16 protein-coding genes and 1 pseudogene are annotated in these 17,295 nt (G+C 74.0%); 9 read left to right on the top strand and 8 right to left on the bottom strand.

Annotated elements, in window-relative coordinates; genetic code table 11:
• Positions 1-149 precede the first annotated feature (149 nt).
• Positions 150-887: an enoyl-CoA hydratase family protein gene (locus tag ACFWW8_RS13555; RefSeq protein WP_386527751.1), complete on the top strand. Its 738-nt coding sequence runs from the start codon at positions 150-152 to the stop codon at positions 885-887.
• Complete coding sequence (locus ACFWW8_RS13550; protein WP_386527748.1) at positions 875-1,462, top strand: TetR/AcrR family transcriptional regulator; 588 nt, start codon at positions 875-877, stop codon at positions 1,460-1,462. Before ACFWW8_RS13555 ends, ACFWW8_RS13550 begins: the two co-directional genes overlap by 13 nt.
• 76 nt (positions 1,463-1,538) lie before the next feature.
• On the opposite strand, the gene ACFWW8_RS13545 is transcribed toward ACFWW8_RS13550, so the two are convergent.
• Positions 1,539-2,645 carry a citrate synthase 2 gene (locus ACFWW8_RS13545; RefSeq protein ID WP_386527745.1) on the bottom strand — a complete coding sequence of 369 codons (1,107 nt, stop codon included), beginning with the start codon at positions 2,643-2,645 and terminating at the stop codon, positions 1,539-1,541.
• 199 nt (positions 2,646-2,844) lie between these two features.
• Between ACFWW8_RS13545 and pdxH the strand changes: the two genes are divergently transcribed.
• Together pdxH and ACFWW8_RS13535 are read left to right on the top strand one after the other, a co-directional pair.
• Complete coding sequence (gene pdxH, locus ACFWW8_RS13540; RefSeq protein WP_386527742.1) at positions 2,845-3,516, top strand: pyridoxamine 5'-phosphate oxidase; 672 nt, start codon at positions 2,845-2,847, stop codon at positions 3,514-3,516.
• Positions 3,517-3,941: 425 nt separating this feature from the next.
• Positions 3,942-5,273 (top strand): PAS domain-containing protein, encoded by a 1,332-nt coding sequence (locus tag ACFWW8_RS13535; protein ID WP_386527740.1) that lies wholly within the window; start codon positions 3,942-3,944, stop codon positions 5,271-5,273.
• On the opposite strand, the gene ACFWW8_RS13530 is transcribed toward ACFWW8_RS13535, so the two are convergent.
• The gene (locus tag ACFWW8_RS13530; protein ID WP_386527737.1) at positions 5,270-6,586 is read right to left on the bottom strand and encodes a serine hydrolase domain-containing protein; all 1,317 of its coding nucleotides are present in this window, start codon (positions 6,584-6,586) and stop codon (positions 5,270-5,272) included. The genes ACFWW8_RS13535 and ACFWW8_RS13530 overlap by 4 nt on opposite strands.
• A gap of 108 nt (positions 6,587-6,694) precedes the next feature.
• A complete protein-coding gene (locus ACFWW8_RS13525) occupies positions 6,695-7,450 on the bottom strand; it encodes an SIS domain-containing protein (protein WP_386527734.1) in 756 nt (251 codons plus the stop codon).
• 368 nt (positions 7,451-7,818) lie between these two features.
• Here ACFWW8_RS13525 and ACFWW8_RS13520 point away from each other — a divergent pair, with 368 nt between their 5' ends.
• The gene (locus ACFWW8_RS13520; protein ID WP_386527731.1) at positions 7,819-8,511 is read left to right on the top strand and encodes a metal-dependent transcriptional regulator; all 693 of its coding nucleotides are present in this window, start codon (positions 7,819-7,821) and stop codon (positions 8,509-8,511) included.
• A 329-nt stretch (positions 8,512-8,840) separates the two neighbouring features.
• Positions 8,841-9,797: an alpha/beta fold hydrolase gene (locus ACFWW8_RS13515; protein ID WP_386527728.1), complete on the top strand. Its 957-nt coding sequence runs from the start codon at positions 8,841-8,843 to the stop codon at positions 9,795-9,797.
• On the opposite strand, the gene ACFWW8_RS13510 is transcribed toward ACFWW8_RS13515, so the two are convergent.
• Both ACFWW8_RS13510 and ACFWW8_RS13505 read right to left on the bottom strand, forming a co-directional pair.
• On the bottom strand, positions 9,788-9,985 hold the full coding sequence (locus tag ACFWW8_RS13510; protein WP_386527725.1) for a DUF397 domain-containing protein: 198 nt from the start codon (positions 9,983-9,985) through the stop codon (positions 9,788-9,790). The two genes, ACFWW8_RS13515 and ACFWW8_RS13510, sit on opposite strands and share 10 nt — an antisense overlap.
• A gap of 9 nt (positions 9,986-9,994) precedes the next feature.
• Positions 9,995-10,831, bottom strand: coding sequence for a helix-turn-helix domain-containing protein (locus tag ACFWW8_RS13505; protein WP_386527721.1), 837 nt, complete (start codon positions 10,829-10,831; stop codon positions 9,995-9,997).
• A gap of 211 nt (positions 10,832-11,042) precedes the next feature.
• Here ACFWW8_RS13505 and ACFWW8_RS13500 point away from each other — a divergent pair, with 211 nt between their 5' ends.
• Complete coding sequence (locus tag ACFWW8_RS13500; protein WP_386527718.1) at positions 11,043-11,468, top strand: ATP-binding protein; 426 nt, start codon at positions 11,043-11,045, stop codon at positions 11,466-11,468.
• Positions 11,469-11,618: 150 nt separating this feature from the next.
• Here ACFWW8_RS13500 and ACFWW8_RS13495 read toward each other — a convergent pair whose 3' ends face one another.
• From ACFWW8_RS13495 to ACFWW8_RS13485, 3 genes are all read right to left on the bottom strand, one after another.
• Positions 11,619-13,262 (bottom strand): transporter, encoded by a 1,644-nt coding sequence (locus ACFWW8_RS13495; RefSeq protein WP_386527715.1) that lies wholly within the window; start codon positions 13,260-13,262, stop codon positions 11,619-11,621.
• A complete protein-coding gene (locus tag ACFWW8_RS13490; protein WP_386527712.1) occupies positions 13,259-14,101 on the bottom strand; it encodes an ABC transporter ATP-binding protein in 843 nt (280 codons plus the stop codon). Before ACFWW8_RS13490 ends, ACFWW8_RS13495 begins: the two co-directional genes overlap by 4 nt.
• Before the next feature lie 111 nt (positions 14,102-14,212).
• Complete coding sequence (locus tag ACFWW8_RS13485) at positions 14,213-14,893, bottom strand: bifunctional DNA primase/polymerase (protein WP_386527709.1); 681 nt, start codon at positions 14,891-14,893, stop codon at positions 14,213-14,215.
• 220 nt (positions 14,894-15,113) lie between these two features.
• On the opposite strand from ACFWW8_RS13485, the gene ACFWW8_RS13480 reads away from it, so the two are divergent.
• Both ACFWW8_RS13480 and ACFWW8_RS13475 read left to right on the top strand, forming a co-directional pair.
• Positions 15,114-16,496: a transcriptional regulator gene (locus tag ACFWW8_RS13480; protein ID WP_386527706.1), complete on the top strand. Its 1,383-nt coding sequence runs from the start codon at positions 15,114-15,116 to the stop codon at positions 16,494-16,496.
• Between the two features lie 229 nt (positions 16,497-16,725).
• A pseudogene (locus tag ACFWW8_RS13475) lies at positions 16,726-17,295 on the top strand (hypothetical protein); the annotation flags it as partial.

Below are 17,295 nucleotides of genomic sequence, written 5' to 3'. Positions count from 1 at the left end.
CCCCACCCCGGCACCGCCCCGGCACCCCCCGCCGAGCCGCCGCCAGGCCCCCGGCACCCGGCCCCCGCCGAACCGCCGGCGGCACCCCGCATACCCTCCCCCCAGAGGACCCCGCCCACCCGGCCCCACCGACCCCCTCCGGAGGAGACATGGCCCCCCTCGTGCACGCCGCCCAGGCGACCGGCGTCACCACCCTCACCCTCGACTCCCCGGCCAACCGCAACGCCCTCTCCGCCGGCCTCGTCGGAGAACTCCGCGCGGCCCTGGCCGCCGCCGCAGCGGACCCGGCGGTCAGGGCCGTCGTCCTCACCCACACCGGCACCACCTTCTGCGCGGGCGCCGACCTCAAGTCCCCCTGTGACCCGGGCGACTTCCTCGCCCTGCTCCGGGAGGTCGCCGGGCTGCCCAAGCCCGTCCTCGCCCGCGTGACGGGTCACGTCCGGGCCGGGGGACTCGGCCTGCTGGGCGCCTGCGACATCGCCGCTGCCGGGCCGCTGTCCTCGTACGCCTTCACCGAGACCCACCTCGGCCTCGCCCCCGCCGTCATCTCCATGTCGCTGCTGCCCCGGCTCGACCCGCGGGCCGCCGCGCGCTACTTCCTCACCGCCGAGCGGTTCGACGCCGCCGAGGCCGCCCGCATCGGCCTGCTCACCCTGCATGCCGAGGACGTCGACGAGGCCCTCGCCCCGGTCCTCGCCGGGCTGCGCAAGGCTTCCCCGCAGGGCCTGGCGGCCACCAAGGCGCTCACCGCCGCCGCCGTACGGGAGACCCTGGACCGTGACGGCGCCCGCCTGGCGGAGCTCTCCGCGGGGCTGTTCGCCTCCGCCGAGGCCCGCGAGGGCATCACCGCCCGCTTCGAGCGCCGGGACCCGTCATGGGCACTGTGACCGGCCCCAAGCAGGCGCGCAGCCGCGTCACCCGCCGCCACCTCCTGGACGCGGCCGTCTCCTGCCTCGCCGAGCAGGGCTGGGCGGGATCCACCGTCGCCGTCGTGGCCGAGCGGGCCGGGGTCTCGCGCGGTGCGGCCCAGTACCACTTCCCGACCCGCGAGGACCTGTTCACCGCGGCCGTCGAGTACGTCGCCGAGGAACGCTCCACGGCCCTGCGCGACTTGTTCCACGCGGGCCCGGCCGCCCGGCCGGAGGTCGTGGCGGCCCTGGTGGACATGTACACCGGGATCCTGTTCCGGGCCGCCCTGCAGTTGTGGGTGGCCGCCTCCAACGAGGAGCAGCTGCACCCCCGCGTCTCGGAACTGGAGGCCAGGGTCGGCCGCGAGACCCACCGGATCGCCGTCGAGCTGCTGCGCGCGGACGAGTCGGTCCCGGGTGTGCGGGAGACCGTACAGGGCCTGCTCGACATGGCGCGCGGCCTGGGCCTGGCCAACGTCCTGACCGACGACACGGCCCGCCGCGCCCGCGTGGTCGCCCAGTGGTCCCGGATCGTGGACACCGCCCTGTCCTGACCCCTCCCGCGGCCCGCACGCGCGAGGGCGCCGCACCCCCGAGGGGGTACGGCGCCCGGGACGCGCGGAGCGGCGGTCAGGCGGTCGCGGCGATGTCCGCGTACCCCTCGATCTCGCGGGGGTCGCGCCCGCCCGGCCCGATGTAGCGGGCCGACGGGCGCACCAGGCGGCCCGTGCGCTTCTGCTCCAGGATGTGCGCCGACCAGCCGGCCGTACGGGCGCACGTGAACATCGAGGTGAACATGTGCGCCGGCACCTCCGCGAAGTCCAGCATGATCGCGGCCCAGAACTCCACGTTCGTGGCGAGCACCCGGTCGGGCCGGCGGGCGTGCAGCTCCTCCAGCGCGGCCTTCTCCAGGGCGGCGGCCACCTCGTAGCGCGGGGCGTCCAGCTCCTGGGCGGTACGGCGCAGGACGCGGGCGCGCGGGTCCTCGGCGCGGTAGACGCGGTGCCCGAAGCCCATCAGCCGCTCGCCCTTGTCCAGGGCCTTCTTCACGTACGCCACGGCGTCGCCGGTGCGCTCGATCTCCTCGATCATGCCGAGCACGCGGGACGGCGCCCCGCCGTGCAGCGGTCCGGACATCGCGCCCACGGCGCCGGACAGGGCCGCGGCCACGTCCGCCCCGGTGGAGGCGATGACGCGCGCGGTGAACGTGGAGGCGTTCATCCCGTGCTCGGCGGCCGAGGTCCAGTACGCGTCGACGGCCTTGACGTGGCGCGGGTCCGGCTCGCCCCGCCAGCGGATCATGAACCGCTCGACGACGGACTCGGCCTTGTCGATCTCCCGCTGGGGGACCATCGGCAGGCCCTGGCCGCGGGCGGACTGGGCGACGTACGAGAGCGCCATGACGGCCGCCCGCGCGAGGTCGTCGCGGGCGGTCCGCTCGTCGATGTCGAGCAGCGGTTTCAGGCCCCAGACGGGGGCGAGCATGGCGAGCGCCGACTGCACGTCGACACGGATGTCTCCGGAGTGGACCGGGATGGGGAAGGGCTCGGCGACCGGCAGGCCGGGGTTGAACGCGCCGTCGACCAGCAGGCCCCACACGTTCCCGAAGGAGACGTGCCCGACGAGGTCCTCGATGTCGACCCCCCGGTAGCGGAGCGAACCGCCTTCCTTGTCCGGTTCGGCGATCTCGGTCTCGAACGCGACGACCCCTTCGAGCCCGGGTACGAAATCGGACATCAGGCGGCTCCTCAGATAGTGCGGATACGCGCGGCTCGCGCCGTATCCGCGGTCCGGCGCGGTCATCCCCGTTGATGCCCGGCAGGGCCGATGGTCACCCGTGCGGGAGTCCTCGGACCGGCCCCAAGATTTTGTCCGTTCCCGCGGGACTGCGGAAGCGTGACATACGGCACACCCCCGGCGGGCCCACTGCGGCAGGATGGCCCGCGTGACCGATCAGGACCTTGACCCCGCCGTCATGCGCAAGCAGTACCGCTCCGAGATCGTCGACGAGCAGAGCCTCGCCGGTGATCCCATGGCGCAGTTCGCCCGGTGGTTCCAGCAGGCTGCCGACGCGCACGTCTTCGAACCCAACGCCATGGTCGTCTCGACGGCGACCCCCGACGGCCGCCCCAGCTCGCGCACGGTGCTGCTGAAGCAGTTCGACGAGCGGGGGTTCGTCTTCTTCACCAACTACGGATCCCGCAAGGGCCGCGAACTGGCGGACAACCCGCACGTCGCGCTGCTCTTCCCCTGGCACCCCATCGCCCGCCAGGTCGTCGTCACCGGCACCGCGGCCCGGACCGGCCGCGACGAGACGGCGGCGTACTTCCGTTCCCGCCCGCACGGCTCCCAGCTGGGCGCCTGGGCGAGCGAGCAGTCCAGCGTGATCGCCTCGCGCGCGGAGCTGGACCGCCGCTACGCGGAGCTCGCCGCCCGCTACCCGGAGGGCGAGCAGGTCCCGGTCCCGCCCCAGTGGGGCGGCCTGCGGGTCACCCCGGACGCGGTGGAGTTCTGGCAGGGCCACGAGAACCGGCTGCACGACCGCCTGCGCTACGTCCGCGACGGGGCGGCCGGCGCGACCTGGCACGTCGAGCGCCTGTGCCCGTAGCGGCCCGCATCCGCCGTGGCGTCCCGGGAACGCAGGCGACCCGCGGGCTCGGGATCCTCTCCTGCAGTGAGAGAAGCCGGCCGGACGTGCCGGCGAGCCCGCGGGTCGGGTGACTGCTGTGGATTGGCGCCTGGCGATCCCGCCGGGCACCGCACTGGGTGCGTGCGACGACGGGCGCTTAGCCCGCAGTCACCTCACGCGTCCGGTTTCCGTACATTTCGGTAACCACCTCCCTTCTGTGTGGCACGAGCCTAGAAGTCCGTCCGGCGGGGCACAACCGTTTATTTCCCGGAGCGTTCCGGCGCGCCACCCGGGGGCGAAACGGATCATTACGGGGTAATCGGGGGAATGCCGTGTGGGATGCGTCACGTTCCAGTTGAATGATCCGACGAGCCGCACACGCGAACACCCGCGGGGGGTGCCAGGTGAGTGCTTCCGGGCGTGACGAGACCACCGACGACCTGCTCGCAGCCCTGCTCGACGGGATGGACGCCGCGCTGTGCGCGTTCGACTCGGACGGCGTGGTCACCCACTGGAACCGCGAGGCCGAGCGGATCCTGGGCTGGTCCGCCGCCGAGGCCGTCGGCCGCAAGGGCTTCGCGGGGTGGGCGGCGCGGGCCGCCGACGCGCAGGACGTGCAGGACCGGCTCATGGCCGCCCAGGACGGTCCGGGCCGGCAGGTCCACGAGTTCGCGCTGCTGACCAAGGACGGCGGCCGCGTCCTCGTACGGACCCAGTCCGCCGGCGTACCGGGCGCCGACGGCCGGCCCGCCGGGGTGTACTGCGCCTTCAGCGAGGTGCACACCCAGATCGACCTGGAGCGGTCCATCGCGCTCAGCGAGGCCCTCATGGAGGACGCCTCGTGGGGCGTCGTGCTCGTCGACGTCGACCTGCGGCCCGCCGTGGTCAACGCGCACGCCGCGCGCGCCTTCGCCGCCGGCCGCACCGCCCTCCTCGGGCGGCCACTCGGGGAACTCCTCGCCCAGGGCGTGGAGGAACTGGAGGGCGCCCTCCAGCACGTGCTCGCCGAAGGCGCGCCGCCCGCCCCCGTCGAGCTGTGGGTGACGGTGCGCACGGCCGAGGGGCCGCTCCGGCGCTGCTGGCGGTGCGGGTTCCTGCGCCTGGCCTCGCCGCTCGCGGAGGAGCCGGTGCCGCTGGGCGTCGGCTGGCTGTTCCAGGACGTCACCGAGGCCCGCCAGGCCCAGCTGGACACCGCGCAGCTGCGCTTCCGGTCCCACCAGCTGCACCGCGCGGGCCGGGTCGCCGCCGAGTGCGAGGACCCGGCCGAAGCGGCCGCCGTACGCCTGGACTTCGCCCTCGCGGGCTTCGCCGACCACGTGCTGCTCGACGTGCTCGACCCCTCCGCCGCCCCCGGGCGGCGCAGGCTGCTGCGAGCCGCCGCGTCGCCGCCTGCGCTGCCGGGACCGGGATCGATCCCCGTGCCGTACGCGTCCGGGCACCCGGCGCTGCAGGCGCTGGACCGGGTCGGCTCCGTACGGGCCTCGGCCCCGCGCGGCGCCGAGGACGCGGCCTGGGCGCGGACCCGCCGGTGGCCCGAGGACGCGGCACACGCGCTGTGCGCGGTGCTGCGCAGCCGGGGCCGGACGCTGGGGGCGCTGACCTTCCTGCGCGGACCCTCGCGCCCGGCCTTCGAGCGTGAGGACGCGGCGTACGCGGAGGAGGTTGCGGGCCGCGTCGCGGCCGACCTGGACCTCTCCTCCCCGAACACCCCGCCGGACTCCCGGGGCACCCCCTAGCGCCGGCCCTGGCCGACCTGCGAGGGGGACGGCAGGCTCCACAGGTGGTCCGGGGTGATCACCTCGGTCACGGCCTTGCCGAGCGTGGTGCTGTACGAGCCGCCCTGGTCCATGTCGGAGTTGACCATGATCACCATCGTGGTCCTGTCCTGCGGCAGTTGCGCGGCGATCGTCTCGTAGCCCGGCAGCTCGCCGTTGTGTCCGAGCCAGCCGTTGACGTCGGCGATGCCGAGGCCGTACGAGATCCCGGGGACGCCCACCGGCTCCGTGCGCATCCGCTGGGCCTGGGTGGCGGGGGTCAGCAGCCGGCCGTCGACGAGGGCCGGGACCCAGGCGTGCAGGTCGTCGAGGGTGGAGACGGCGGATCCGGCGGCCCACGCCCAGGAGGGGTTCCAGTCGGTGGCGTTGACGACGGCGCCGTTCGGGGAGAAGCCCGTGTACCCGTCGGCGTGCGGCTCGGGGAACTCGGTGCCGCTCGGCAGGGAGGTGTCCGTCAGCTTCAGCGGGTCGAAGACGTGGTGGCGGAGGTAGCCGTTCAGGGGCTGCCCGGACATCTCCTCCAGCAGGAGCCCGAGGAGGATCGTGTTGGTGTTGCTGTACTCCCACGTGGCGCCGGGCGCGAAGTTCGCGGGGTGCGCGAACGCGTAGCCGAGCAGCTGGCGCGGGGTGAACTCGCGGTGCGGGTCGGCGCGCAGGGCGGCGAGGAACTTCTCGTCCTCGGTGTAGTTGAAGAGGCCGCTGCGCATGGAGGCGAGCTGACGCAGGGTGATCCGCCCGCCCCCGGGCACGCCGTCGACGTACTTCGAGACCGGGTCGTCGAGGGAGATGCGCCCCTCGTCGACGAGCTGGAGGACGGCGGTGACGGTGAAGGTCTTGGTCACGCTGCCGATGCGCATGAAGAGGTCGGACTTCATGGGGGTGCCGGACTGCGTGTCGGCGGTGCCGAAGGCCCTCTCGTAGTCGCCGCGTCCGGGCATCCGGAGGCCGACGATCGCGCCGGGGATGTTGTCGCGCTTCATGGCCCCGACGATCGCCGCGTCGAGGCGGCGGACGGTTGCCGGGTCGAGTTCGCGTGGTACGCCGGCCGCGGCCGGCGGGGCCGGGGAGGCGGAGGCGGAGAACGCGGGGGGCGCCGGCGCCGCCGCCCGGGCGGGGGCCGCGGGGGCCGTGGCGGCGCCCGTGAGGAGCAGGAGCAGGGCCGCCGCCCCGGCCCGCAGGGCGCGCCGGCCGGTGTGCGGCCCGCGGCCCGTGTGCGGTCCGCGGGCGGCCGGGGGCTTCGTCGGGGCGGGCTTCGTCGTCGGGGTGGAGGGCATGCCGGGTCACCTCTGCTCACCGGGGCCCCGAGTGCCGTTCCACCATCGTAGGAACGGAACGCCGTGCCCGGCGACCGGTCGGGTGCCCGACCGGTCCCGGGGGCCCGGTCAGTGGCGGAAGAAGATCCGGTCGCCGTACTCCTGCATCACGCGGCCGTTCCACTCGTGGCCGCCGTCCACGTTGCCCGAGCGCAGCATCGGGGGCTCGATCCCGCGGGCGGCGAGTTCGCCGACCGCCGCCGCCATCACGGCCTGCATGATCGCGCTGGTCACGACGGTGGAGGCGGGGGCGAAGGGGGCGTCGATGCCGTCGAGGGTGAGCTCGGCGTCGCCGACGGCGATCTTGCTGTCGAGGACGACGTCGCAGTGGTCCTTCATGTACGTGCCGGAGGCGTGGCGGGACTTGGTCTCCGTCGCGTAGGCCACCGAGGTCAGCCCGATCACCTTGAGGCCGATCGCCCGGGCGTTGATCGCCATCTCGACGGGCAGCGCGTTCCGCCCGGAGAGGGAGATGATCACGAGTACGTCGCCCTCGGAGGCCGGGCTGCTGTCGAGGACGGCAGCGGCGAGGCCGTCGACCCGCTCCAGAGCGCTGCCCAGCGTCGCGGGCATGACGTCGATGCCGGCGGTGCCCGGGACGGCCAGGAAGTTCATCAGGGCCAGTCCGCCGGCCCGGTAGACGACGTCCTGGGCGGGCAGCGAGGAGTGTCCGGCGCCGAAGGCGAAGAGCCGGTTCCCGCCGGCCACGGCGTCGGCGACGAGGGCGCCGGCCTCGCTGATCCGCGCGGCCTCCTCGTCCCGTACCCGCTCCAGCAGACCGATGGCGGCGTCGAAGAACTGACCGGCCAGCTTGCTCTCGCTCATACGCCGATGGCCCTTCCGAGGTGGGGTGGGAGTGGGGGTGCGTCGGTGTCCGCCGCTCACCGTGCGGTCTGGACCAAGGGTGTGTCAATACGAACGTCAATCCCGGGCCGAAAGGCCTCGGGGGATGTCCCGGGATGTCCGGGGACGGGGTCCGGGAGATCACCCGGGAGGCCCTCGGGCGGTGCCCCGCGATCACCCCGGGAACGTCCGGGCGATCACCGGGGAGCCGCCCGCGGAGGCACCGGGGAGGCGGCTGCGGGCGTCGCGGCGATGTCCCGCAGGGCCCCTGACGCCCGGCACGGGACGGTTGTCGGCCGGATGCGTCAGAATTGGGGGCAGGGCCAGCGCACGCAATCCGAGGGGCACGAATGTCCGGACTGATCGATACCACGGAGATGTATCTCCGCACCATCCTCGAGCTGGAAGAGGAAGGCGTGGTCCCCATGCGCGCCCGTATCGCCGAGCGGCTCGATCAGAGCGGCCCGACGGTGAGCCAGACGGTGGCGCGGATGGAGCGCGACGGCCTGGTGGCCGTCGCCAGCGACCGGCACCTGGAGTTGACGGAGGAGGGGCGGCGGCTGGCGACGCGCGTGATGCGCAAGCACCGGCTCGCCGAGTGCCTGCTCGTCGACGTCATCGGCCTGGAGTGGGAGCAGGTGCACGCCGAGGCCTGTCGTTGGGAGCACGTGATGAGCGAGGCGGTGGAGCGGCGGGTGCTGGAGCTGCTGCGTCACCCCACCGAGTCGCCGTACGGGAATCCGATCCCGGGGCTGGAGGAGCTGGGCGAGAAGGCCGAGGCCGACCCCTTCCTGGAGGAGGGCATGGTCAGCCTGGCCGAGCTCGACCCGGGGACCGAGGGCAAGACCGTGGTCGTCCGCCGGATCGGCGAGCCGATCCAGACGGACGCCCAGCTGATGTACACGCTGCGGCGGGCGGGCGTGCAGCCCGGCTCGGTCGTCAGCGTGACGGAGTCCCCGGGCGGGGTGCTGGTGGGCAGCGGCGGCGAGGCGGCCGAGCTGGACCAGGAGATCGCCTCGCACGTGTTCGTCGCGAAGCGCTGATCAGGGCCGGCCGCTGCCGGACGGCGGGACGGATGTCGACCGGACGGACCTGGTTCCCGTGAGCGGGCGGTCCCGGTCAAGGCGGCGGTCCCGACGCCTCGCGGCGCCGGGACCGATCCTCCCCTTGTGACCTGGAGCCCCGAGCTCTCTAGGTCATCCCCTCGGACCGTCTTCCCCGATCGGCCCGCCTCCCTGCTGAAAGGATCTCCATCGGCAGGGGCGGCCAATCCTTGAGCAAGGTCACTCGAAAGAGGGGTGTTCTCGCCAGGACCCCCGTTTTCGAATACGGGTTCGATAGTCTGGCCGGGAGTGAAGGGGGTGCATCTGCGGTGGTACAGCGCATCGATGTGACAGGGGCCGACGGTGTGCGCCTGGCCGCCTGGGAATTCCGCGAACCGCACGCGGGGGGCGCGGAGCCCACGGCGGACCCGGGTGGGTACGGCGACGCCGCCGATGCCCCCGCAGCACCTCCCGTACCGCCCCGCGACGTGCCCGAGCGCCCCGGTGTCCTGTTATTGCACGGCCTGATGGGACGGGCCTTCCACTGGGCGGGTACCGCCCGCTGGCTCGCCGAGCGCCGCCGCGTGGTGGCCCTGGACCAGCGGGGGCACGGCCAGAGCGACCGCCCGCCCGCGGGCCCGGGGATGCTGACCTCGCTGGGCCGTGAGGCCTTCGTGGCCGACGCGGAGGCCGCCGTCGAGCAGCTCGGCCTCGCCCCGGTGACGCTGATCGGCCATTCCATGGGCGCGCTCACCGCGTGGCAGCTCGCGGCCCGCCGTCCGGACCTGGTCGGGGCCGTGGTCATCTGCGACATGCGGGCCTCGGCCCTCGGTGAGGCGTCGCAACAGGAGTGGGAGGACTGGTTCCACCGCTGGCCGCTCCCCTTCCCCACCCAGGACGCGGCCCGTCGCTGGTTCGGCGAGGACGACCCCCGCGTGGAGCGCCCCGACCCCGGCCGGGGCGCCTTCTTCGCCGAGGTCATGCACGAGGCCCAGGACGGCTGGCGCCCGCTGTTCTCCCGGCGCCAGATGCTGACGGCCCGTGAGACCTGGGTGCACGACGCCCACTGGGAGGAGCTGGCCCAGGTCCGCTGCCCGACCCTGGTGGTCCGCGGCCTCGACGGCGAGCTGGGCCGGGCCGAGGCCCAGGAGATGGTCCGGGTCCTCCCCGCCGGCCAGTACGCGGAGATCCCCGACGCGGGCCACTACCTGCACTACGACCAGCCGACGGCATGGCGCGCGGTCCTGGAACCGTTCCTGGACGGAGTCCGGGCCACTCAGAGCTGACGGCTCCTGACCGCGTCGAGCAACGCCCCCCAGGCAGCGGCCCCCACCCGCACGACGCGGGCCGAAGGGCCGCCGCCGGGGCGGTCGGCAACGAGGACGTGCCCTTGGCTGCCGGGGGCGGTGGCGACGTACACGCAGGAGTCGCCGGATGCGCAGCGGGAGGACCGCCGCCAGTCGTAGGGGTTCATGGCCTTCCTTCACATCTCGTCGGCGACGGCGCCGATGAACTCCCGTGACGTCTCGGGGTCGAGGGCAACGGTTTCCACCCGTTCGAACAGTACGCGGTAGTCGGCGAGTTGCCGTTCGTCGTCCAGGTACACCAGCCCGTGGGTCTGGTCGAGGTGGACGGTGTCGAGCGAGGGCACCGGCCCGGTTGCGTAATAGATCGACTGTCCGGAGCCGTGCAGCGCGCCCGCCGTGAAGGGGATGACCCGGATCGTCATGTGGTCGAGCTCGCTCATGGTGAGGAGGTGCGCGAGCTGCGCACGGGCGACTGTGCTGCCGCCCACGGGAATGCGCAGTGCGGCCTCGTGGATGAGGGCCCGGTACGGGATCGGGTGCTCGCCGAAGAGCACGGCCTGTCGTTTGAGGCGGAACGAGACCCTGTGCTCGATGTCCGGAGGGGTCAGGGCCTGGACCGCGTGCCGGAAGATCTCGCGGGCGTGCTCGGCGGTCTGGAGCAGCCCGGGGATGTGGGTGGTGACCGCACCGCCCAGGCCGTGTGCGTGATGCTCCAGCTCGGCCAGGTCCAGAAGCGAGCCCGGAAGGATCTCCCGGTATTCCTCCCACCAGCCGCGGCGGCGTTCGCCGGTCATCCCGACCAGCGCTTCGACGTACGACTCGTCCGCGCACCCGTAGAGGTCGGCCAGCGCACGGACCCGCTCGGGGCTGGCGCCGATCCGGCCCGCCTCCAGATTGCTGATCTGCGTCTGCCGGATACCCAGGTGTTTGGCGGCCTCGGTCGCGTTCAGACCGGACCCCTCGCGCAGTTTGCGCAGCTCGGTGCCGAAGCGCAGTTGACGCGCGGTGGGCATGCTCAACTCACCTTTCCCCGGCGGCTGTCACTCACACGAGTGGCGATGTAATCCATTACACGGAAGTCGCGAAACACGTTACGTGGAGCCGCTACTTTGGGCACCTGGCCACCGCCTGGAAGTACACCGCTCGACGGAGCGGCCTGGTCACCGGGCACCGCACGGATCCACCGCAGACGGTCCAACTCTCCTCCTCGATCGGAGACTTCTCGTGGACGCAACCGTAGCTCCGTCCTGGGCCTACACCCTTCAACTCCCGCACGATCCCCGCGCAGCGGGAATCGCCCGCTCCACCGTGCGGGCCGTGCTCCGCAGCCACGCCATGCCGGGGCCGGCGGACACCGCCGAGCTCCTGGCGAGCGAGCTGGTCGCCAACGCCTACCGGCACGCGCACGGCCCCTGCGCCCTGCGGCTGCGGGCGATGGCGGCGGACCGGGTCCGGGTCGGCGTCTGGGACACCAACCCGGCCATCCCGGCCCCCTTCGGCGGGGCCTGCGCACCCCCGGGGGCGCCCGACGCCGAGGACGGGCGCGGGCTGGTCCTCGTACGGCTGTACGCGGACCGGTACGGGGCGTACCGCCTGGACGGGGCGCACGCGGGCAAGCTGCTCTGGGCGGAGTGCGGGCCCGGCCGGTGAACCCGTCCCTCCGGCCGCGGCCATCTCCCGTGCCGTACGCACCAGTTGGGTCAGCCCCGTCGTCGTCCTCCAGCGCACCGGCGGACGCGCGACGCGCGACGCGGGGGTGCGGAAGGCAGACCGCCCGCCGCACCCCCGCGCTCCGTACGGTCAGCCCTTGCTCACCGCCAGCAGGATCTCCGGCAGCTTCCGCGCCACCGTCGGCGCCGCCAGCCGCAGCCCCGCCCAGGTCACGAGGGCGCCCCAGGCCACGCCCAGCGGGAGCACGGTCCAGGAGAGGCCGTGCTGGTCCGCCACGTTCAGGTAGACCGTCAGGGCGATCACGGGGGCGCAGATCAGCGCCGACACCACCATGCCGCCGAGGATGCCCATCCAGGCGAGCCCGCCCTGCCCCGGGGCGACGTTCTTGAAGGCGCCGTCCGTCGGGATCGAGTACGGGAAGAGGGCCGAGGCCAGCGCCCCCGTGCACAGCATCGAGCCCACCAGCGCCACCGCCAGCCCCAGGGCCGCCGGGAAGCTGCCCCAGTCGCCGAGCAGCGCGGCCGTGACCGCCGTGACCAGCGCCGTGTACGGGAGCGCCACCAGCCCCAGCGCGAACGCCCGGGCCCGCAGCTCCAGATAGGCGTCGCGCGGCGTCGAGATGGTCTGCGCGACCATCCAGAACGCGGAGGTGTCCTGCCCGAACTGGTTGTACATCTGAACGCCGAGCATGCCCGCGCCGAAACACGCGAGGTACACCGAGCCGGCGCCCTGGAGGGCGTTGACCACCGGGATGATCAGGCCGATCGCCAGCGCCGTCACCCAGGAGGCCTTGGTCTTCGGGTCGCGCACCACGTAGCGCAGGGTGCGCTGCACGGCCGCGCCCGTCCGGCCCTCCGGCAGCAGCGACCACAGGCCGCCCGCGCCGCGGTCCTTCACGGGCCGTGCGGCGGCGATCGTCGAACCGTCCGGGCTGACCATCAGCTGGGTCAGGCTGCGCTCCCAGAACCACATCAGCAGCGCCAGCGCGCCGACGGTGAGCGCCAGCTGGGCCGCCGCGACCCCGTAGGAGCCGTCGCTCACCGAGTCGACCATGCCGACGGCCGTCGCCGGGGGCAGCCACCGCACCACCGCCTCGACGGGCTCCAGCTGGGACAGGCCGCCCGCCTCGAAGAGGCGCTGGCTGGCGAAGTTGGCCAGCTGCGCGCCGACCGCGATCAACAGGCCGCTGAGCAGCGCCAGGTCGCGCCCCTTGCGGCTCGTCAGCAGCCGTACGTTCGCCGTGGCCACCGCCCTGGCCAGCGTCACGCAGCCGAGCAGCAGCAGCGGGGCGCCCACGACCGCGGCCGCCGCGCCCGCCGCGCCCCGCGCGACGGCGATGACCGAGCCGACCGCCAGGCACAGTGTGAACAGCGGCCCGATGCCGACGAGCGAGGAGGCGAGGAGGGCCCGTACGAGAGGACGCGGGCGCAGCGGCAGCATCACCAGCCGGCTCGGGTCGAGCGTTTCGTCCCCGGTGGGGAAGAACAGCGGCATGAAGGTCCAGCCGAGCGCCAGGACGGCGGCCAGCAGGACGACGACCGTGCCCGCGCGGGCGTGGCCGTGCAGCAGGGACAGGCCGAGGGTGGTGAAGAAGGCGACCACCAGGGCGAAGACCAGCGTGGTGATCCAGACGGCCTTGCGCTTCGAGGAGCCCCTCAGCCCGTTGCGCAGCAGCGACAGCTTGAGCCGGACGAAGACCGGGGTCAGGGAGGCGGGTGCGGAGGCGGCGGGCGCGGTGACGGCCGCCGTCGTGGCGGCGACGGGCGTGGTCATCGGGGACCCGCCCCGGAGCCGCCGCCGAGCCAGTCCAGGGAGTCGCCGGCCGCGTCGCGCCCGTGCGCGCCGACCAGTTCGAGGAAGGCGGCCTGCAGGGAGGGCGCGTCGCCCCGTACGTCGGCCAGCGGGCCCGCGGCCCGGATCCGGCCGGCGGCCATGACGGCCACCCAGTCGCAGAGCGACTCGACGAGCTCCATCACGTGGGAGGAGAAGACGACCGTGGCTCCCGACGCGGTGTAGCGCTCCAGGACCCCGCGGATGGTCTGCGCCGACACCGGGTCGACGCCCTCGAACGGCTCGTCCAGGAACAGGACTTCCGGGTTGTGCAGCAGTGCGGCCGCCAGGCCGATCTTCTTCCGCATGCCCGTCGAGTAGTCCACGACCAGCTTGTGCTGCGAGCCCGCGAGGTCGAGGATCTCCAGCAGCTGCGTGGCCCGCTTGTCGGTCTCGGCCCCCGGCAGCCCGCGCAGCCGGCCCATGTAGCCGAGCAGTTCCCGCCCGGAGAGCCGTTCGAAGAGGCGCAGGCCCTCCGGCAGGACGCCGATCCGGGACTTGACCTCGGCCGGATCCGCCCACACGTCGTGACCGGCGACGACGACCCGCCCCATGTCCGGGCGGAGCAGCCCGGTCACCATCGACAGCGTCGTCGTCTTGCCGGCGCCGTTGGGGCCGACCAGCCCGATGAACTGGCCCGCGGGCAGTTCCAGGTCGATCCCCGCGACCGCCACCTGCTCGCCGAACCGCTTCCAGAGGCCTTCCACCCGCACGGCGGACGGCGCGGATCGCGCCCCGTCCGTCCGCTGCGTTCCACCCGTCGCATCAGCCTGGTCCGGCATGCGCCCGCCTCTCGTTCCGTCCCCGTTGGTCGTTCTTTCCTCACCATAGGAGGACGGGGAGAGGCCCGGGCCGTTACTTATGTCATGAACCTGTGGGGACCGGCGCCGCCCTCACGCTCCCGTACGGGCCCGGGCCGCGGCAGCCTCGCGCCCGCAGGCGTACGCCAGCGCGTCGATCAGCTCCTCCGCATCCGGCAGCCATCGGTTCGCCGGGGTGGGCCGCCGCGCCCACTGGACCGAGCCGCGGCCCCCGAAGCGGGTGGGCGGGGCCGCCACGTACTCGCCCTCGCCGCGCGCGGTCAGGTCGAGCGAGGCCGGGGACCAGCCCAGCTTCCGTACGAGGTCCGGCACCTTGGCTCCGGCGCCCGGCAGGACGAAGAACAGCATCCGGTGGTCGGGGGTGAGGGCGACGGGCCCGATGGTGCGCTGCATCCGCTCCAGGCGCGCCAGCGCCAGGAAGCCGGCCGCGTCCGGCACGTCCAGCGCGTCGAACGTGCGGCCCGTCGGCATGAGGATCGAGGCCTCCGGGTGCTTGGCCCAGACCCGCCGCACCTGCACCGCGCTGCCGGTGGCCTGCGCAGCCCAGTCCTTCACCGCCGGGTGCGCGCCGGGGGCCGGGCAGTCCGCGGCGCCGCAGGAGCAGACCTCCCGCCCGTCTCCGGACTCCAGCCAGGTGCCGGCGAAGACGTCCCAGTGCCGTTCCTCCACGTACCGGACGGCATGGTCCAGCACCTGTTCGCCGCGCTGCTTGGGGATGGGTGCGGTCTCCGTGACTCCGATGGTCTCTTCCACGCCCATCACAACTCCGCGGGTCACCCGGGGTTACGGGCGTAAACCGGACGGTGGACGGAGCATCGATCCTGCATGCGGGGCGCATCGGAGCACGCACGGGGGCGCGTAGGAGGCCGGGGCGCGGGAGTTGGGTAGCGACACCACGCAGAGCGGAAGATTCCCCGCACTTCAGGCGGGAAGTGATCATTCCAGCGATCACCCGCGGTTACAGGGGGTTTTCATGGCAGCCAGGCCTCTCGTCGCCCGTCAGCCGAACGAACGGCTGCAGGCGCTCATCCAGGAAGCCGGGTGCTCCAACGCCGGGCTCGCCCGGCGCGTCAACATGTGCGGGGCGGAGCACGGTCTCGACCTCCGCTACGACAAGACCTCCGTGGCCCGCTGGCTGCGCGGCCAGCAGCCGCGCGGGCGGGCCCCCGGCATCATCGCGGAGGCGATCGGGCGCAAACTCGGCCGGACCGTCACCATCGACGAGATCGGCATGGCCAACGGCAAGAACCTCGCCTCGGGGATCGGCCTGCAGTTCTCCCCGACGGTCGTCGGCGCGATCGAGCAGGTCTGCGAACTGTGGCGCAGCGACGTGGGCCGCCGCGACTTCCTCGCGGGATCGAGTGTGGCGGCCTCCGCGCTGGTCGAGCCGAGCCGCGACTGGCTGATCACCGGAGCCGACGCGCAGGTGGCCCGCAGCGGAGGGTCGCGGGTCGGCATGTCCGACGTGGAGGCGGTGCGGGCGACCACCGAGGCGCTCAAGGAGCTCGACCACCGCTTCGGCAGCGGGCACGTCCGGCCGGTCGTCGTGCACTACCTCAACTCCGTGGTGTCCGGGCTGATCGGCGGCGCGTACAAGGAACCGGTGGGGCGCGCGCTGTTCGCGTCGGTGGCCCGGCTGACCGAACTCGCGGGCTACATGGCGGTGGACACCGGGCAGCCGGGGCTGGCCCAGCGCTACTACATCCAGGCGCTGCGCCTGGCCCAGGCGGCCGGCGACCGGGCGTACGGCGGGTACGTGCTGGCGGCGTCCATGAGTCATCTGGCCGCCGAGCTGGGCAACCCCCGGGAGATCGCGCAGCTCGCGCGGGCCGCGCAGGAGGGCACGCGGGGGCAGGTCACCCCGCGGGTGGAGGCGATGTTCTACGCGGCCGAGGCGCGCGGGCACGCGCTGCTCGGGGACGTCCGGGCGACGGCGGTGCTGTCGGGGCGGGCGGTGACGGCGCTGGAGCGTGCGGAACCGGAGTCGGGTGACGACCCGGTGTGGATCCGGCACTTCGACAGCGCGTACCTCGCGGACGAACTGGCCCACTGCCACCGGGACCTGGGCCAGGCGGAGGCCGCGGGCCGGCGTGCGGAGGAGGCGCTGCGGGGCCTGCCGGACGGCAAGGCGCGCCGGCGGGCGATCGGCCTGCTGCTGCTGGCGGCGGCGCAGGTCCAGCAACGGGAGGTGGAGGAGGCCTGCCGGACCGCCACGAGGGCGGCGGACCTGCTGGCGGGGCTCCGCTCGACCCGGGGCGAGGAGTACCTGGAGGACTTCCGCTCGCGGCTGGAGCCGTACGGGGAGGAGCCGTCGGTCCGCGAGTTCGGCGCCCGCCTGGAGGCCAGGGCCGCCTGACCGGCCGCGGGGGAGCCCGCGCGGGACCGCTCGGGGCCGCGCGGGACTGTCCGGGACCGCGCGGGACTGTCCGGGACTGCCCCGGGCCGCGGGGGACCATCCGGAACTCGGAGGCGGTCCCGGGCGGGTTGCCGGGCCGGATCCCGGGCGGCCTGACGGTAGCCCCGGGCGACCGGGTAGCGTGAGCCGACGGTTCCGTAGGTTCGGGCGAGTCGGATAAGGAGTCCCGGTGACGGAGAACGGACGAGGGGGCGCCCCCCAGCCGGGTGCCCCGTGGGGTCCGGACCCCGCCCACCCGGCGCAGCCGGACGGGCCCGAGGGGCACCCGCAGGCGGCTCCGGCCGGGCAGCAGCCCGCGTACGGACCGCCGCAGCCGGCCGGGTCCGCGTACGGCACCCCGCAGCCGGGCCGGCCGGAGCAGTCGGGCTACGGCACCCCGCACCCGGAGCAGGCGGCGTACGGCACCCCGCAGCCGGGCGGTCCCGCGTACGGGTATCCGCAGCCCGGGCAGGACCCGCAGGGCTATGCGGCGCCCGGATACGGCTACCCGCAGCCGGGGCCGGCGGCCGGGGCCGGGCACGTGGTGGGCCCGGGCTACGAGGGCCCGGGGGACCCGCACGGCTACGGCTACCCGCCCCTGCCCGAGGCGGTGACGCAGTACATCCCGCCGGTTCCGGCAGGTCCGGGTGGTCCGGGCGAGGACGCGACCCAGTACATCCCGCCGGTTCCGGCAGGTCCGGGCCAGGACGCGACCCAGTACATTCCGCCGGTGCCGGGCGGGCCCGCGCACGCCGAGGCG

It is taken from the genome of Streptomyces sp. NPDC058701 (genome assembly GCF_042715295.1).
Classification (GTDB): domain Bacteria; phylum Actinomycetota; class Actinomycetes; order Streptomycetales; family Streptomycetaceae; genus Streptomyces.
Note: the sequence above shows the minus strand (reverse complement) of the source record. Positions and strands in the feature narration are given on the sequence as shown.

Excerpts from the sequence above, each read along its gene's own strand:
- ACFWW8_RS13555 (WP_386527751.1), top strand. The coding sequence starts at position 150 with ATGGCCCCCCTCGTGCACGCCGCCCAGGCGACCGGCGTCACCACCCTC.
- ACFWW8_RS13550 (WP_386527748.1), top strand. The coding sequence starts at position 875 with ATGGGCACTGTGACCGGCCCCAAGCAGGCGCGCAGCCGCGTCACCCGC.
- ACFWW8_RS13545 (WP_386527745.1), bottom strand. The coding sequence starts at position 2,645 with ATGTCCGATTTCGTACCCGGGCTCGAAGGGGTCGTCGCGTTCGAGACC.
- pdxH (WP_386527742.1), top strand. The coding sequence starts at position 2,845 with ATGGCCCGCGTGACCGATCAGGACCTTGACCCCGCCGTCATGCGCAAG.
- ACFWW8_RS13530 (WP_386527737.1), bottom strand. The coding sequence starts at position 6,586 with ATGCCCTCCACCCCGACGACGAAGCCCGCCCCGACGAAGCCCCCGGCC.
- ACFWW8_RS13525 (WP_386527734.1), bottom strand. The coding sequence starts at position 7,450 with ATGAGCGAGAGCAAGCTGGCCGGTCAGTTCTTCGACGCCGCCATCGGT.
- ACFWW8_RS13520 (WP_386527731.1), top strand. The coding sequence starts at position 7,819 with ATGTCCGGACTGATCGATACCACGGAGATGTATCTCCGCACCATCCTC.
- ACFWW8_RS13510 (WP_386527725.1), bottom strand. The coding sequence starts at position 9,985 with ATGAACCCCTACGACTGGCGGCGGTCCTCCCGCTGCGCATCCGGCGAC.
- ACFWW8_RS13505 (WP_386527721.1), bottom strand. The coding sequence starts at position 10,831 with ATGCCCACCGCGCGTCAACTGCGCTTCGGCACCGAGCTGCGCAAACTG.
- ACFWW8_RS13495 (WP_386527715.1), bottom strand. The coding sequence starts at position 13,262 with ATGACCACGCCCGTCGCCGCCACGACGGCGGCCGTCACCGCGCCCGCC.
- ACFWW8_RS13490 (WP_386527712.1), bottom strand. The coding sequence starts at position 14,101 with ATGCCGGACCAGGCTGATGCGACGGGTGGAACGCAGCGGACGGACGGG.
- ACFWW8_RS13480 (WP_386527706.1), top strand. The coding sequence starts at position 15,114 with ATGGCAGCCAGGCCTCTCGTCGCCCGTCAGCCGAACGAACGGCTGCAG.